This is a genomic window from Burkholderia sp. BCC1985, from assembly GCF_905339915.1.
Taxonomy (GTDB): Bacteria; Pseudomonadota; Gammaproteobacteria; order Burkholderiales; family Burkholderiaceae; genus Burkholderia.
Genome location: NZ_CAJPGY010000047.1, coordinates 19,596 through 33,976 on the forward strand (window position 1 = coordinate 19,596; position 14,381 = coordinate 33,976).

Sequence of the window (14,381 nt, forward strand, 5' to 3'; positions counted from 1 at the left end):
GCCGCAGCGTCAGCGGCGCGGCGTTCTGCGCCGCGCTTCGCTGCGCAGCCAGTCGAGCCACGTGCGGATCGCCGCTTCCTGCGGATGGCCGGGGCGCCATACGACGTAGTGCGCATACACGTCGGTCACGCGCACCGTCGATACGCGCACGAGCGTGCCGTCCGCGAGTTCGGGCTCGATCAGCGAGCGGCGCGCGAGTGCGACGCCGCGCCCTTTCAGCGTCGCGTCGATCAGCGCATTCGCATCGGTGAAACGCGGCGCGCGAGCGGATTCGGTGAGGTCGAGCCGCGCAGCCTGGAGCCACGGTTCCCATGGCTGCGCGGGATGGCGCAGCAACGTCGCGCGCACGAGATCGGCCGGCACGCGCGGCGCAATGCCGTCGCGATTGCGGTACGCGGGGCTCGCGACCGGGAAGATCGTCTCGTTCATCAGCTTTTCGGCGACGACGCCCGGCCAGCTGCCGGGCCCGTAGCGCAGCGCGACGTCGATGCGGTCGCGCTTGCGCAGCGGCGCGAGCGCCACGTCCGGGTGCAGCGCGATCGCGATGTGCGGATGCGCGGCCGTGAAGCGCGGCAGGCGTGGTGCGAGCCAGCGCTCGGCGACACTCGGCAGCACGCTGACGTTCAGCGTCACGTCGCAGGTACGCGGGCGGCTGCGTACGGCGAGCGCCGGCTCGAACGCGCGTTCGAGCACGCTCAGGCCCTGGCGCACCTGTAGCGCGAGCGCATGCGCGGCATGCGTTGGCGTTGCGCCGTTGCGTTCGCGCGTGAAGAGCGGGTAGCCGAGCTGCGCCTCGAGCGCGCGGATGTGCTGGCTGACGGCGCCTTGCGTGAGCGCAAGCGCATCGGCCGCGCGCGTGAAGCTCTGCAGCCGCACGGCGGCTTCGAACGCACGCAGCGTCTGGAGCGGGGGGAGGTGGATGCGTCGCATGCGGGTATTAGTAACACTAATGTTCAAGCACGACAATTCTTCGTTTGCCGCGCATCGGGATGCGTTCCTACACTCGGTTCCGTCTTCCACAGCGCCGTCGGGCCACACACCATGAACGCATATCGTCTCTATCTTTCGCCGGGCGCCTGCTCGCTCGCCGCTCATATCGCGCTGGAGGAAACCGGCGCGCCGTTCGACGTCGAGATCGTCTCGGTGCAGAAGCAGCAGAACCTCGCAGCGCCCTATCTGGCGATCAACGCGAAGGCGCGCGTGCCCGTGCTCGCGATTCCGGGCGAGCCGAGCGTGCTGACCGAAACGCCTGCGATCCTCACGTATCTCGCGCACCGCTATCCGGATGCGCAATTGCTGCCGCTCGGCGAACCGCTGCGCGAGGCGCGGTGTCATGAATGGCTCGCCTGGCTGGTCGGCTGGGTGCACGGCGTCGGCTACGGCGCGTTGTGGCGGCCGGGCCGCTTCATCGGCGATCCGGCGCTGCACGGCGCGGTCAGCGCACACGGGCGCGGCACGATCGAAGCCGCGAACGCCTCGATCGAGGCCGCGCTCGCCGATGGCCGAACGTGGGCTGAACCGGGTGCGCATTCGATCGTCGATCCGTTCCTGTTGGTGCTGTATCGCTGGGGTGTCGCGATCGGACTCGACATGACGCAGCATGCGGCGTGGACAGCCCACGCGCAGCGCGAGGCCGAGCGGCCGGCCGCGCGGCGCGCGCTGGCACGCGAGGCGGCCTGACGGATGCGCGGGCGCCGTGGGGCGTGCTGCGCCGCCCGCGTGTGACGAACGGCTGCCATTTCACGGTGCCGCGCATCGGTGGCGTGTACAGCGTCGGCGGCCTCCTGAACGCGAAGACCGCACGCAGCCAGCTGTCGCACGCTCCGTGCGAATGATCGAGACGCCACACTGCGTCATGCTGGCCTGCACCATGCCCGCGTCGTTCGACGATTCATTCGGATCCCGAAGTTCGTACGTGTCCAATTGCCACGTCGACTCCATTTCTATTGAATGAGAACTATTCTCGTTAATGGGGTGGAGTGAACATGAGTCGTTGCATTCTGTCGAGCGCGACGCCGCCGCGTCGCGCGACCGCGTCCGTTGCGTTCGCGATGGTGACCTGTGCCGCCGCGCCTGCGTGCGCGGAAGAGGACGAGCCGCGCCACGCGCCGCACCTGAGCCCGATCTTCGTCCACGGCAATCGCGACGCCGGTACGCGCGTCGACCGGTCGGGTTCCGCCAAATACGCGACGCCGTTGCTCGACGTGCCGCAGACGATCACCGTCGTGCCGCGCGCGGTGCTCGACGAACAGCAGGCGCTGAGCCTGCGCGACGCGCTGTCGAACGTCGCGGGCATCACGTTCAACGCGGGAGAAGGCGGCGGCGGGTCGGGCGACATGTTCAATATCCGCGGCTTCGGCGCGAACGCGAATATGCAGCTCGACGGGTTGCGCGACAGTGCGCAGAACAATCGCAGCGACCTGTTCAACATCGAGGCGGTCGAGGTGATCAAGGGGCCGAACTCGGTATTCGGCGGCGCGGGCACGACGGGCGGCTCGGTGAACCTGATCAGCAAGACGCCGAAAGCCGGCATGCTCACGGAGGCCGGCACGATGCTCGGTACGTCCGGCTACCGCCGCGTGACGCTCGATGCGAACCGGCCGGTGCCCGGCACCGAAGGCCGGGCCGCGTTCCGCCTGAACGCGATGGCGCATGTGAACGACGTGCCGGGCCGCAACGACATCCGCAAGCGCCGCTGGGGCGTCGCGCCGTCGCTCGCGTTTGGCGTCGGCACGCCGACGCGCGTCACGCTCGGCTATTTTCACCAGTACGACAACAACCTGCCCGACTACGGGCTGCCTGCGCACAACGGCCAGGTGCTGGCCGGCATGTCGCGCGACCGCTATTTCGGCTGGCGCAATCTGGATCGCGAACGGATCGCTGCGGATGCCGTCACCGTGAAGGCCGAGCACGACGTGTCGTCCAGCCTGAAGGTGCAGAACCTGAGCCGCTACGCGCACCTGAATCGCGATACGGTGATTTCGGGAGCGCGCGTGAGCCTCGAAGGGCTGCCGCCCGGGCGTTACAAGCCGGCCGGGCCGCAAGGCTACGGCCGCGACGCGTCGACCGCGATGTGGGCGAACCAGACGAACGTGACGAGCACGTTCACGACGTTCGGCGTCGGGCATACGCTCGTCACGGGCTTCGAGATCTCGCGCGAAACGTACGGCCGCACGACCTATTCGTACGGGCTCAACCGGTTCTACCCGGCCGACGGCTTTGCGCTCGCGGCGCCGCCCGGCGTGTGGCGCGGCCCGGCGCAGCGCGAGGACAGTGCCCGCCAGGACACCGCGCTGGTCGTGAAGGCGCTGTACGCGTTCGACACGATCTCGGTCGGCCGCTACTGGGACATCGACGTCGGGCTGCGGCACGACTGGATCGACGGCTGGGCGGAAGGGGCCGCGGCCGGCAAGCCCGCCGAGCGCGCGGACAGTTCCGACCGTCACCTGAGCACGCGCGCGGGGCTCGTGTTCAAGCCGACCGACAACGGTCGCGCCTATTTCGCGTACGGCACGTCGTTCAACCCGTCCGCCGAATTTCTCGTGACCTCCGGCTCCGGCGTCAGCGCGGCGACCGGTGCGCTCGCGCCCGAGAAGAACGAGAGCTTCGAGCTCGGTGCGAAATGGGAGGGGCTCGCGGGCGTCGCGCTGAACGGCGCGCTGTTCCAGACCGAAAAGAACAACGCACGCGAACGCATGGCCGACGGCAGCTACGCGCTCGTGGGCCGGCAGCGCGTTCGCGGCATCGAGCTCGGGGCCGCCGGCAAGGTGACGCCGCAGTGGGACGTGTTCGCCAACTACACGTATCTCGCGAGCGTCACGCTCAGTTCACCGGCCACGCCGCGCCGCGACGGACAGGCGCTCGGCAACACGCCGCGGCACGCGTTCAACCTGTGGACGACCTATCGGTTGCCGGCCGGCTGGACGGTCGGCTACGGTTCGCACTTCGTCGGCCGGCGCAACGTGACGTCGCAAGGCGACGGCAAGCTCGGCGCGTACTGGGTGCACAACCTGATGGCGTCGTACGACGTGAGCCGCAGGCTGCGCTTCCAGCTGAACGTCGACAACCTGTTCGATCGCGCCTATGTTGAACGCGTGCGGCAGGTGGTGGGAAACGCATCGCAATCGTCGGCCGTCGAGTTCGGCGACGGCCGCTCGGCGATGCTGTCGGCCGTGTACAAGTTCTGAATGTCGCGCCATGCGGTCGGCAGGACGGGCGTCGCCGCTGGCGCCCGCTTGCTGGCTAGCGGGCAAACAACGGGTACGTTGCCGCCGCGATCAGCGCGGTCGCGAGCCACACCACGCTCCACGAGCTGACGGCGAGCAGCGGCGGAATCGCGAGCGGCGTCGCGAACAGCCCGAGATAGACGACCGTGTTCGCCATCCCGAGGGCGGTGCCTGCGTGGTTCGCGCCCGCGAGCGTCGCGAGTTCGGTGTATGCGACGCCGTGCCAGGCCGACACGCAGATGCCGGCGAACACGAGGATCGCGACGATCGCGGCGAGCGGCACGTGCGGGCTGCCGGCGGTCGCGGCCGCGAGCAGCGCGAACGATCCGGACGCGACGCAGACCGACCCGCGCAGGTACGCACGCCGGTTGCCGTGCCGGTCGGTATGGCGGCCGCTCCACACGCGCATCACCATCGCGCCCAACTGCAGCGCGACCATCGCCGCGCTGATGCCGGCGAGGCCGAGCCGGCCGAAATCGTGCAGGAACACGGTCGCGAACGTGAGTACCGCGAACTGCGGTGCACACAGCGCGCCGATGCCGAGCACGATGCGCCAGACGCGGCCGCTCGCGAGCGGACTGCGCGCGGGCGCGGCCGGCGGTTGCTGCCCGACGGCCCGGTTCGCGGCGGCGGGCGCGGTGGCCGCCGTGTCGGGCGGTTCGTGCAGCCAGCGCCACGTGAGCGCGGCCGATCCGGCACACAGCAGCATCAGCGCGCCGTACACCGCGGCAAAGCCCGCATGCGATGCGAGCGACGGCAGCAGCGCCGCGCCGACGCCGCCACCGAGCGGCACGGCCGTCTGGCGGATGCTCATCGCGAGCCCGCGTTCGCGCTCGCCGAACCAGCGCATCACCGCGCGTCCGCTCGAGCCGTTCACGCTGCCTCCGAGCAGGCCGACGCAGCCCATCGCCGCGACGACGCGCATGAGCGGCGGCACCGCGTGCGCGGCCGGGACGATCGTGGCCACCATCAGCGCCAGCATCGCGGCGGTCGCGACGAGGCCGGTGAGCAGTACGCGGCGATCGCCGAAGCGGTCGGCGGCGATCCCCCACGGCAGTTCGGACAGCGCGACGCCGAAGCCGAGCGCGCCGAGCACGAGGCCCAGCGCGCCGTTGTCGAGGTGATAGGCCGAGCGCATCCACACGGCGGTGGTCGGAATGCCCGCCGCGGCGGCGGAAAAGCTCATGTTCGCGGCGACGCCGGCCGCGAGCACGCGCCAGCGATGGGCCGGGCCGCGCGCGTCGCGCGCTGGCAAGGACGGGGACGGGGATGCTAGGCAGGAGGTATCCATGGCGACAGGGCCCGTGTGGAAATTGACATCGCCAGTGTGGCGACCTACATTCATCCTGAAAATCGGAAAGTTTTTGATGAATCGTTCGATAAAACGGGATGATTGAGATGTCCGGACAAGACCCTGCCCACGGCGAGGCGTCGCTCGTGGCACCCGACGCCACGCTGGCCCGGCCGAACTTCGACGTCGCGGCGTTGCGCAGCCTGGTCGCGGGTGTGGATCTCGGCAGCTTCGCGAAGGCCGCCGATCGCGTCGCGCGTTCGTCGTCGGCGGTGAGCGCGCAGATCCGCAAGCTCGAGGAACAGGCCGGCACGCCGCTGTTCGTGAAGGCCGGCCGCGGGCTCGCGCTGACCGACGCCGGCGACGCGATGCTGCGCTATGCGCGGCGGATGATCGAGCTGAACGACGAAGCGGCCGCGGCCGTGCGCGGCGTGAATCTCGACGGCTGGGTGCGGGTCGGCCTTCAGGAGGACTTCGGCGAAGCGATCCTGCCCGACGTGCTCGGGCGTTTCGCGCGTGCGCATCCGAAGGTGAGGATCGAGGCGCGCGTCGCGCGCAATGCCGAGTTGCTCGAGCGGCTCGACGCGAACCAGCTCGATCTCGCGCTCGTGTGGGGCGACCCGGCGTCGGCGGCGCTGGTGTCGCGCGCGGGCATCGACAGCGACGCGATCGCGCAGGTGCCGATGCAGTGGATCGCGGCGGGCGGCGCGAGCGGTTTCGGCGTGCCGGACGCCGACGGACCGGCGGATGCGGTCGACGACGGCGCCGCGCGTCTGCGTGCGATGCGCGCATCGGGCGAGCCGTTGCCGCTCGTCGTGTTCGACCGGCCGTGCCGCTTCTTCGGCGCGGCGACCGATGCGCTCGACCGCGCGGGCGTGCCGTGGCGCGTCGCGTTCACGACGCCGAGCCTGGCCGGGCTGTGGGCGGCGGCGGCGGCCGGCCTCGGGCTGACCGTGCGCTCGCACTACGGGCTGCCCGCGTCGGTGCGTGTGCTCGACGCGGCGTCGTCCGGGCTGCCGGCACTGCCGGGCCTGCCGCTGATGCTGCTGCGGCGGACGTCGTCGGCGACGCCGACCGTCGAGCGGCTCGCGCGGATCGTCACGCAGGCGGTGCGGGACGCGACGCGAGGGGAGGCGGGGGCGCTGGCGGCGTGATGGCGATCGACACGCCTGCGCCCGACTGGGCGTTCGGCCTATTGGAGGGACGCGGCGAATGTCGTGACAATGGTGGATCACTCAACGGAGGCCATCATGCAAGTTGCCACTGTCCCGGAAGCCGCGCTCGATCTTCAGCGGCTTCTCGATGCCGCGATCGCCGGCGAACGCGTCGTGATCATGCAGGACGGCAAGCAGTCGGTCCGGCTCGTGCCGCTCAAGCCGATTCATCCGTTCGGCGCCCTCGAGGGCGAGATCTGGATTGCGGACGATTTCGATGCACCGCTTTCCGCCGAGGAGCTCGCGGCGTTCGAAGGTGAGTAATGCGGCTGCTGTTCGATACGCACATCTTTCTCTGGGCGGTGGCGAATGATCCGAAGTTGAGCGCTCGGGCGCGCAAGCTGATCGTCGCAGCCGACGAAGTGTTCATCAGCAGCGCGAGCATCTGGGAAGTCGCGATCAAGGCCGGGAAAGGGAAGCTGGACGTCGATGTGGATCGGTTGGTCGACAAACTGAACGCGAGCCAATATCGCGAACTGCCGGTTCGGGCCGCACACGGTGCGGCCGTACGTCATCTTCCCCATTACCATGGCGATCCGTTCGACCGCTTGCTGGTCGCACAGGCCTGGTCCGAACCGATGCTGCTCATCACCGCCGACGGCCATCTTGCGCAGTATGGCGCGTCGCGGATTCTGACGGTCTGAAACAGTTTTCGGAGCGAAATCCTACGCTGCCGCGACCGTCTGCGCCGACGCCTCCAGCGCCGCGCACAGCTTGCCGAGCCTCTCCCGCAACCCCGCGCTCGCCGGCACGAACGGCAACCGCAGCCCGTCCTCGCACCACCCCTGCGCAGCCAGCACCGCCTTCACCGGCGCCGGATTCGGCTCGGCGAACAGCGCCGCGACGAGCGGCTGCAGCGCGACCGACAGCCGTCGCGCGTCGGCGAGCCGGCCGTCGCGCAGCAGCGCGTGGATGCGCACGTGCCATTCGGGCAGCACGTGCGCGCTGCTGGCGATCGCGCCATGCGCGCCGGCACACAGCGCGGCGAAGTTCTGGTTGTCGTCGCCGGAGAGGATCGCGAGCGGCGTCTCGTGCACGAGCCGGCTCATCCGTTCGAGCGTCCCGCCGCATTCCTTGATGCCCGCGACGCGCGGATCGCGCGCGAGCGCCTGCAGCGTCTCCAGTTCGACGTTCACGCCGGTGCGATACGGGATGTTGTAGACGAGGACCGGCAGGTCGGCCGCCTCGACGATCGCCTCGACGTGGCGGCGGATCCCGTCCTGCGTCGGCCGAACGTAGACGGGCGGCGTGACGAGCAGCCCGTCGGGCCGCAGCGCGGCGAGTTCGCGTGCGCGGGCGGCCGCGAAGTGCGTCGCGCTCGCGGTGAGCCCGACGACGATCGGCAGGTCGGGCACCGCATCGCGCAGCGTCGCGAACACGGCGTCCTGTTCGCGCGCGTCGAGCAGCACGCCTTCACCGGTCGTCGCGCCCGCGACGAACCCGGCGACGCCCGCCGCCGCATAGTGACGCGCGAGCCGCGCGAGCGCGCCGTGGTCGACCTCGCCGTCGTGGAACGGCGTGACGAGCGGCAGCCAGATACCTTCGAAACGTGTGTGCATGCAAAGCCTCATGGTGGAAACGGAGTGGGAAGGAACCGTTCCGCCGGCGGGGTGCCGGAGCGAGGCGTGCGAGCAAGGAGAAAGAAACGACCTGCGGGCATCCCGTCCGGCATTCGCCTGACGGGACGCGACGCCCCCGTCAGTCGAGGTGTCGTTTTTTCAGTTTCAGCCCGGCCGCGCGCGCGCCTGCCGCGATGGCGGCAAGGATCGACGGCGAACGCGGGGCAACGGACATGGATGAACCGTGAAAGGGGCTGAACGGCGATCTTAACACCGGATCCGGCGCGTACGCGAGCGACGCGCGCCGCTTAGCAGAATTAGAGATTTGCTTTCCACGACAGATTGGAAAGTGCGTCGCGCCCGGCCGTTAGAATGCCCGCTTACGTTTCGATGACAGCGCGTACGCGTGCCGTCACGCATATCCACCACCACTGGAAACGGGGCATATCACGATGGCAAGCATCAAGGGGATCGGCCGCTGGCTGCACACGGGCGCCGCGGCGGCGCTGGTCGTGGCGGCCACGGCCGCGCATGCGGACACGTCGATCCTGAACGTGTCGTACGACGTGACGCGCGAGCTGTACAAGGACATCAACACGAGCTTCGCCGCCGCCTACAAGCAGCAGACGGGTGAAACGGTGACGATCAAGCAGTCGCACGGCGCGTCGAGCGCGCAGGCGCTGTCGGTGTTGCAGGGGCTGCAGGCCGACGTCGTGACGATGAACCAGCCGAACGACATCGACCTGCTCGCCGAGCGCGGCCAGCTGCTGCCGAAGGACTGGCGCGCGCGCTTCCCCGACGGCAGCTCGCCGTACTCGACGACGATGGTGTTCCTCGTGCGCAAGGGCAATCCGAAGGCGATCAAGGACTGGAGCGATCTCGCGAAGCCGGGCGTGCAGGTGATCATCGCGAACCCGAAGACGTCGGGCAACGGTCGTTACGCGTACCTCGCCGCGTGGGGCTACCAGAAGCAGAAGGGCGCGACCGACCAGCAGGCGCTCGACTTCGAGAAGGCGATCTTCCGCAACGTGCCGGTGCTGGACTCGGGCGGCCGCGGCGCGACGACGACCTTCACGCAGCGCGGCATCGGCGACGTGCTCGTCACGTTCGAGAACGAAGTCGCGCTGATGGACACCGGTGCGTCGGGAGCGGAATTCGACGCCGTGTACCCGTCCGCGAGCATCCTCGCGGAGCCGCCCGTCGCCGTCGTCGACAAGGTCGTCGACAAGAAGGGCACGCGCAAGGTCGCGCAGGCGTATCTCGACTACCTGTACACGCCGCAGGCGCAGGAGATCATCGCGCAGCACCATCTGCGCCCGCGCGACGCGACCGTGCTGAAGAAGCATGCGGCCGAGTTCAAGCCGCTGAAGACGTTCAGCGTCGAGCAGGTTTTCGGCAGCTGGGCGAATGCGCAGAAGACCCACTTCGCCGACGGCGGCACGTTCGACCGCGTGATCGTCGACCGCAAGTAAGTTCAGCGGCAGGCGGCAGGCGGCAGGCCGCAAGCCGAAAGCCCCAGGCCGCGCCGCGAGCACGCCGAACGACCGCGAAGCCGGCCGCCCATGCGGCCGGCTTTTTTTCGCGCCGCACGCGCGAGCCCGCTCCGCATCGCTGCGCATTCCCGGCCGCCGCCCGCGCGTGCTACGCTCATCGCCTCCTTGCTCCAGGCCCTTGCGCGATGAACGTCGATTCGTCCTCCCCAGCCACCCGCGGCCGCGGCCGCAAGATCTGGTCGGGCACCCGCCCCGTGATCGCGTACGGGATGCCGCCGCTCGGCTGGCGCGACCTCTATCACCGCGCGCTGACGGTGAGCTGGCCCGTATTCTTCCTGTCGCTCGCGGTGCTGTTCCTGCTGCTCAACGGCGGCTTCGCGACGCTCTACCTGCTCGGCCACGCGCCGATCGCGAACCAGTCGCCGGCCGGGTTCGCCGGCGCGTTCTTCTTCAGCGTCGAGACACTCGCAACGGTCGGTTATGGCGACATGCATCCGCAGACCGTCTACGCGCACGTCGTCTCGACCTTCGAGATCTTCATCGGGATGTCGGGCATCGCGCTCGCGACCGGCCTCGTGTTCGCGCGCTTCTCGCGGCCGCAGGCGAAGATCCTGTTCGCGCGTTACGCGATCGTGCGTCCGCTGAACGGGCGGATGACGCTGATGGTGCGCGCCGCGAATGCGCGCCAGAACGTGATCGCCGAAGCGCAGGCGAAACTGCGGCTGATGCGCGTCGAAGGCACGCACGAGGGTTATATGCTGCGCAAGATCCATGACCTGCCGCTCGTGCGCAACGAGCATCCGATCTTCCTGCTCGGCTGGAACCTGATGCACGTGATCGACGACACGAGCCCGCTGTTCGGCGAGACGGCCGAGTCGCTCGCCGCGCGCGACGCGTCGCTGCTGATCACGATCGAGGGCTCCGACGAGACGACCGCGCAAGTCATGCAGGCGCGCTACTCATGGACGCATGCGGAGATCCGCTGGCGTCACCGCTATGTCGACCTGATGCACGACGAAGGCGGCATCACGCACATCGACTACACGCATTTTCACGAAGTCGTGCCGGTCGACACCGATACGGACGAGCGCGGCTCGCCGGGCGTGGTGGTCGAGGCCGGCACGGCCGCGCAGACGCCCGGGCCGGCTGCATGAAGGCCGTGCGCGGCGCGAGCGGGCGCCGGCCTCCGGGCGCGGCTGCCGCGCCGGAAGGCCGGGCCGTTCACGCGTCACGCATGCAGCAGGCGCGCCGCTTCGCGCTGTTCGACCGCGACCGCGCGGCGATGGCCGTCGCGATCCTCGGCGCGCGCGACGTAGTCGCCGAGCACGCCTTCGTGCGGCAGCAGGTGCGCGTCGAACGCGATCTTCAGCGTGCTGGCGAGCAGCAGGTCGGCCGCGGTGAAGTGATCGCCGACGAGCCAGCGGCTGTGGGCGAGCGTTTGTGCGAGCGCACGCTGCACGCGCGTGATGTTGCCCCAGCCGAAGGCGACCGGATTGCCCGACGCGCCGGTGAATTTCTCGGCCATCGCCGGCTCGAGGCAGGTGGGCGTGAAGAACATCCACTGCAGGAAGCGGCCGCGCAGCGGATCGTCCGGTGCAATGCCGAGCCCGGCGCCCGGACAGCGATCGGCGAGATAGAGCAGCACGGCGCCGGATTCGGCGAACGGTTCGCTGCCGTCGTCGAGCGCGGGCAGCTTGGCCATCGGATTGACCTGGACGAACGCGTCGCTGCCCTGTTCGTGCGATCGCAAGTCGATCGGCACGAGCTCGTAGACGGCGCCGATTTCCTCCAGCATCCACAGCGCCCGGAATGCCCGGGTCTTCGGCCAGTAGTAGAGCTTCATCGCGCCTCCGCGTATGGGTGTGCGTGTCGGGTCGGTGGATGCTCAAGCGTACCCGAGCGGGAGAGGTTCGGACAGGGGCGGACGGCGAGAATGGCGGAGCCTGGCGCGGGCGCGGGGCGTGCGTGTCCGGGCGGATGCGGGCGGGTAGGGAATTTCCCGCAAAGCCTTGCATGGCGGAAGTTCATGAATTAACTAGTCATGAAACGACTAGTTTGAGATTGACGTATGTGTGCTCGGCTGCAGCGGTCACGACCCTGCTGTTCCGCTGGCTTTGCAGCAGCGTCGGCGGCTGCCCGCACGAGCCCGGACGATGGCCGTCGGCGAGGCGCGAAACGTGGAAACCGGGTGACCCTGCGCGGGGCGACCGAATGACTGAATTCAAGGCGATGCGATCGTATTCGGCGAGTCAGGCGCTGCGTGATGCGCGGCGTGCCGGTTCGAGCGCGCACGGAGAATGGCAACGAATGGCGAACGACGATCGCACCACGATCATTCCCCGGCGCACGCCGGAATCGGCCGCGATGCGCGCCGAGCTCGGGCGGACGATGGCGATCACCGCGCGGCTCAACCGTCTGACGTTCGACGATGCGAAGGACGTCCGGACATTGTTCGGAGAACTGATCGGAAGGGCGATGGACGACGGTTTTCTGCTGATCCCGCCGTTTTATGCGACGGGCGGCGCCGATACGCGGATCGGCCGCAACGTGTTCATCAACCAGAACTGCACGTTCTATGACCTCGGCGGCCTCGACATCGGCGACGACGTGATGATCGGGCCGAACGTCAGTCTCATCACGTCGGGCCATCCGGTCGAGCCGTCCCGGCGGCGCGACGCCGTCGTCGCCCGGCCGATCGTGATCGGGAGCAACGTGTGGATCGGCGCGGGTGCGACGATCATCGGCGGCGTGACGGTCGGCGAGAACTCGGTTGTCGGCGCGGGTGCCGTCGTGACGCGCGACGTCCCGCCGAATACGCTGGTTGGCGGAAACCCGGCGCGGATCATCCGTTCGATTGCCGAGTGACGGCGCTTGCGGGCGCCGTCCGCTTCGGCGCGGATGTGGACAACCGGGTTTCCGCCCACTCGAAATGCTGTGGATTCGAACGGTGAGCGTGCGTCCGGAGGCCGAATTTGCGGGGCTTTCCGGCATCCGGCGCCGATCGCGGGCAGGTGCGTGAACCGACGTTGCCGCAGCGCCCGCGATGAATTTTTTCGCCGCGTCGGTTGTGGATATCCCGGCCTCGAAACCACTCGGCAGACTGTGCATTTCACCGGTGAGTGCGGCCGGATGCGCGATGCGGGGTGTGGACAACCGGGAATCGCGACGACGAAAAATGCTGTGCCTTTGACCGGTGAGCGCCGCGGACCGATCGCGCGTGAGACTTGCCTGGTGCGGACTTTCGGGCGTCGCACGAAATCCGGAGCGCCGCGCATTCTAACGGCGAGTGCGGAGCGGCGATAGAGCCGCGCGCTCATCGCGGTGTGGATATCCTGCCGTGGAATTCACTCGAAGCGCTGTGTATTTCAATGGTGAGCGTCGGTACCCGGACGGGCCAGGTGTCGCCTTGCGTGCCCGTTCCCGATCTTCGACGCGGCTGCGGGGTCGCGCATTCTAACCGCACACGCGATCGCGCGTGCCATTCGCGTGCTTGCCGCGATGTGGATATCCGGTCGCCTAAAGCAGTCGACGTGCTGTGTCTTTCGGTGGAGAGGGCGCGCGCGTGCTGCTCTGCCGCGTCGGTGCGACTGCGGATGCGTGGGCTTCGGCGTGGTTTGCATGTGCTGCCGGTCACGCCTGAATCGGCGCTTTCGTGCGACACCGTGCCTTCGCTCACCATCGAATTTCACAGTGTTCCGAGTGGTCGAGGATCGAGCTATCCACACCCGAATCGGCACCCTCGTTCGACTGCCGTGCCTTCGCTCACCGTCGAATTTCACAGGGTTCCGAGTGGTCGCGGATCGAGCTATCCACACCCGAATCGGCGTCCTCGTTCGACTGCCGTGTCGTCGCTCACCGTCGAATTTCACAGTGTTCCGAGTGGTCGTGGATCGAGCTGTCCACACCCGAATCGGCACCCTCGTTCGACTGCCGTGCCGTCGCTCACCGTTGCAAGTCACAGCGTCTCGAGTGGTCGCGGATCGAACTATCCACACCCGAATCGGCACCCTCGTTCGATCGCCGTGCCGTCACTCACCGTTGCAAATCACGGCGTTTGGCGTTGTCGTGGGGCGGCCTGTTCGCATCCGGATCGGCGCTCACCGTCGAAATGCACAGCGTTTCGAGTCGTCGCGGGTTGGGCTGTCCACACCCGGATCGGCATCCTTGTTCGATTGCGTGCCGATGCTCATCATCGAAATTCACTGGATTTTCAGTGCCTGGTGTGGGCGATATCCAAACCCGTGCCGGCACCTCGTCCGGCGACGCGACTGCATGCGCCGACGAACGCCAAGGCCGTGCGGGCGCTTGCGGAGGCGGGCCCATCCACACTGAAGCGCGCTGTCCCGCGTCGCCCCGACGCTCCGAAACGTCGCGAAGGCGGACGGCCGTGTGGATATCGCGCTGCCGAATCGACTCGCAAACCTGTGCATCCCACAGGTGAGGACGAACGCCGCGTCGTCGGGGCAGGAATCCGACGGTGTGGATATCTCCCGCCAACATCGACTCGCCGCGCTGTGAATTTCGACGGTGAGCGTCGGCATCCGCTCGAACCGCGGACCGATCGAGGTGTGGACATCCGGCCTCCGGCGCGACTCGAA

12 protein-coding genes are annotated in these 14,381 nt (G+C 68.6%); 8 read left to right on the forward strand and 4 right to left on the reverse strand.

Going from position 1 to position 14,381, the window contains the following annotated elements; all coding sequences use genetic code 11:
• Positions 1-9: 9 nt before the first annotated feature.
• Complete coding sequence (locus U4Z31_RS31175) at positions 10-930, reverse strand: LysR substrate-binding domain-containing protein (RefSeq protein WP_124486603.1); 921 nt, start codon at positions 928-930, stop codon at positions 10-12.
• A gap of 111 nt (positions 931-1,041) precedes the next feature.
• Between U4Z31_RS31175 and U4Z31_RS31180 the strand changes: the two genes are divergently transcribed.
• Together U4Z31_RS31180 and U4Z31_RS31185 are read left to right on the forward strand one after the other, a co-directional pair.
• Positions 1,042-1,680 (forward strand): glutathione S-transferase family protein, encoded by a 639-nt coding sequence (locus tag U4Z31_RS31180; protein WP_124571777.1) that lies wholly within the window; start codon positions 1,042-1,044, stop codon positions 1,678-1,680.
• A gap of 305 nt (positions 1,681-1,985) precedes the next feature.
• The gene (locus U4Z31_RS31185; RefSeq protein WP_321812359.1) at positions 1,986-4,187 is read left to right on the forward strand and encodes a TonB-dependent siderophore receptor; all 2,202 of its coding nucleotides are present in this window, start codon (positions 1,986-1,988) and stop codon (positions 4,185-4,187) included.
• A gap of 55 nt (positions 4,188-4,242) precedes the next feature.
• Here the strand turns inward: U4Z31_RS31185 and U4Z31_RS31190 are convergent, their stop codons facing one another.
• The gene (locus tag U4Z31_RS31190) at positions 4,243-5,517 is read right to left on the reverse strand and encodes an MFS transporter (RefSeq protein ID WP_321812360.1); all 1,275 of its coding nucleotides are present in this window, start codon (positions 5,515-5,517) and stop codon (positions 4,243-4,245) included.
• A gap of 107 nt (positions 5,518-5,624) precedes the next feature.
• On the opposite strand from U4Z31_RS31190, the gene U4Z31_RS31195 reads away from it, so the two are divergent.
• From U4Z31_RS31195 to U4Z31_RS31205, 3 genes are all read left to right on the forward strand, one after another.
• The gene (locus tag U4Z31_RS31195) at positions 5,625-6,671 is read left to right on the forward strand and encodes a LysR substrate-binding domain-containing protein (RefSeq protein WP_321812361.1); all 1,047 of its coding nucleotides are present in this window, start codon (positions 5,625-5,627) and stop codon (positions 6,669-6,671) included.
• Between the two features lie 96 nt (positions 6,672-6,767).
• Positions 6,768-6,995: a type II toxin-antitoxin system Phd/YefM family antitoxin gene (locus tag U4Z31_RS31200; protein ID WP_044846164.1), complete on the forward strand. Its 228-nt coding sequence runs from the start codon at positions 6,768-6,770 to the stop codon at positions 6,993-6,995.
• Positions 6,995-7,375 carry a type II toxin-antitoxin system VapC family toxin gene (locus U4Z31_RS31205; protein WP_044846165.1) on the forward strand — a complete coding sequence of 127 codons (381 nt, stop codon included), beginning with the start codon at positions 6,995-6,997 and terminating at the stop codon, positions 7,373-7,375. The genes U4Z31_RS31200 and U4Z31_RS31205 overlap by 1 nt, the downstream gene beginning before the upstream one ends.
• Positions 7,376-7,396: 21 nt before the next feature.
• Here U4Z31_RS31205 and dapA read toward each other — a convergent pair whose 3' ends face one another.
• On the reverse strand, positions 7,397-8,290 hold the full coding sequence (gene dapA / locus U4Z31_RS31210) for a 4-hydroxy-tetrahydrodipicolinate synthase (RefSeq protein ID WP_321812362.1): 894 nt from the start codon (positions 8,288-8,290) through the stop codon (positions 7,397-7,399).
• A 452-nt stretch (positions 8,291-8,742) separates the two neighbouring features.
• On the opposite strand from dapA, the gene U4Z31_RS31215 reads away from it, so the two are divergent.
• The gene (locus tag U4Z31_RS31215; RefSeq protein WP_044846167.1) at positions 8,743-9,762 is read left to right on the forward strand and encodes a sulfate ABC transporter substrate-binding protein; all 1,020 of its coding nucleotides are present in this window, start codon (positions 8,743-8,745) and stop codon (positions 9,760-9,762) included.
• 206 nt (positions 9,763-9,968) lie between these two features.
• Positions 9,969-10,937, forward strand: a complete 969-nt coding sequence (locus U4Z31_RS31220) for an ion channel (RefSeq protein WP_321812363.1) — start codon at positions 9,969-9,971, stop codon at positions 10,935-10,937.
• A 74-nt stretch (positions 10,938-11,011) separates the two neighbouring features.
• On the opposite strand, the gene U4Z31_RS31225 is transcribed toward U4Z31_RS31220, so the two are convergent.
• The gene (locus U4Z31_RS31225; protein ID WP_044846169.1) at positions 11,012-11,626 is read right to left on the reverse strand and encodes a glutathione S-transferase family protein; all 615 of its coding nucleotides are present in this window, start codon (positions 11,624-11,626) and stop codon (positions 11,012-11,014) included.
• 464 nt (positions 11,627-12,090) lie between these two features.
• Between U4Z31_RS31225 and U4Z31_RS31230 the strand changes: the two genes are divergently transcribed.
• Positions 12,091-12,648, forward strand: a complete 558-nt coding sequence (locus tag U4Z31_RS31230) for a sugar O-acetyltransferase (protein ID WP_321812373.1) — start codon at positions 12,091-12,093, stop codon at positions 12,646-12,648.
• Positions 12,649-14,381: the final 1,733 nt, after the last annotated feature.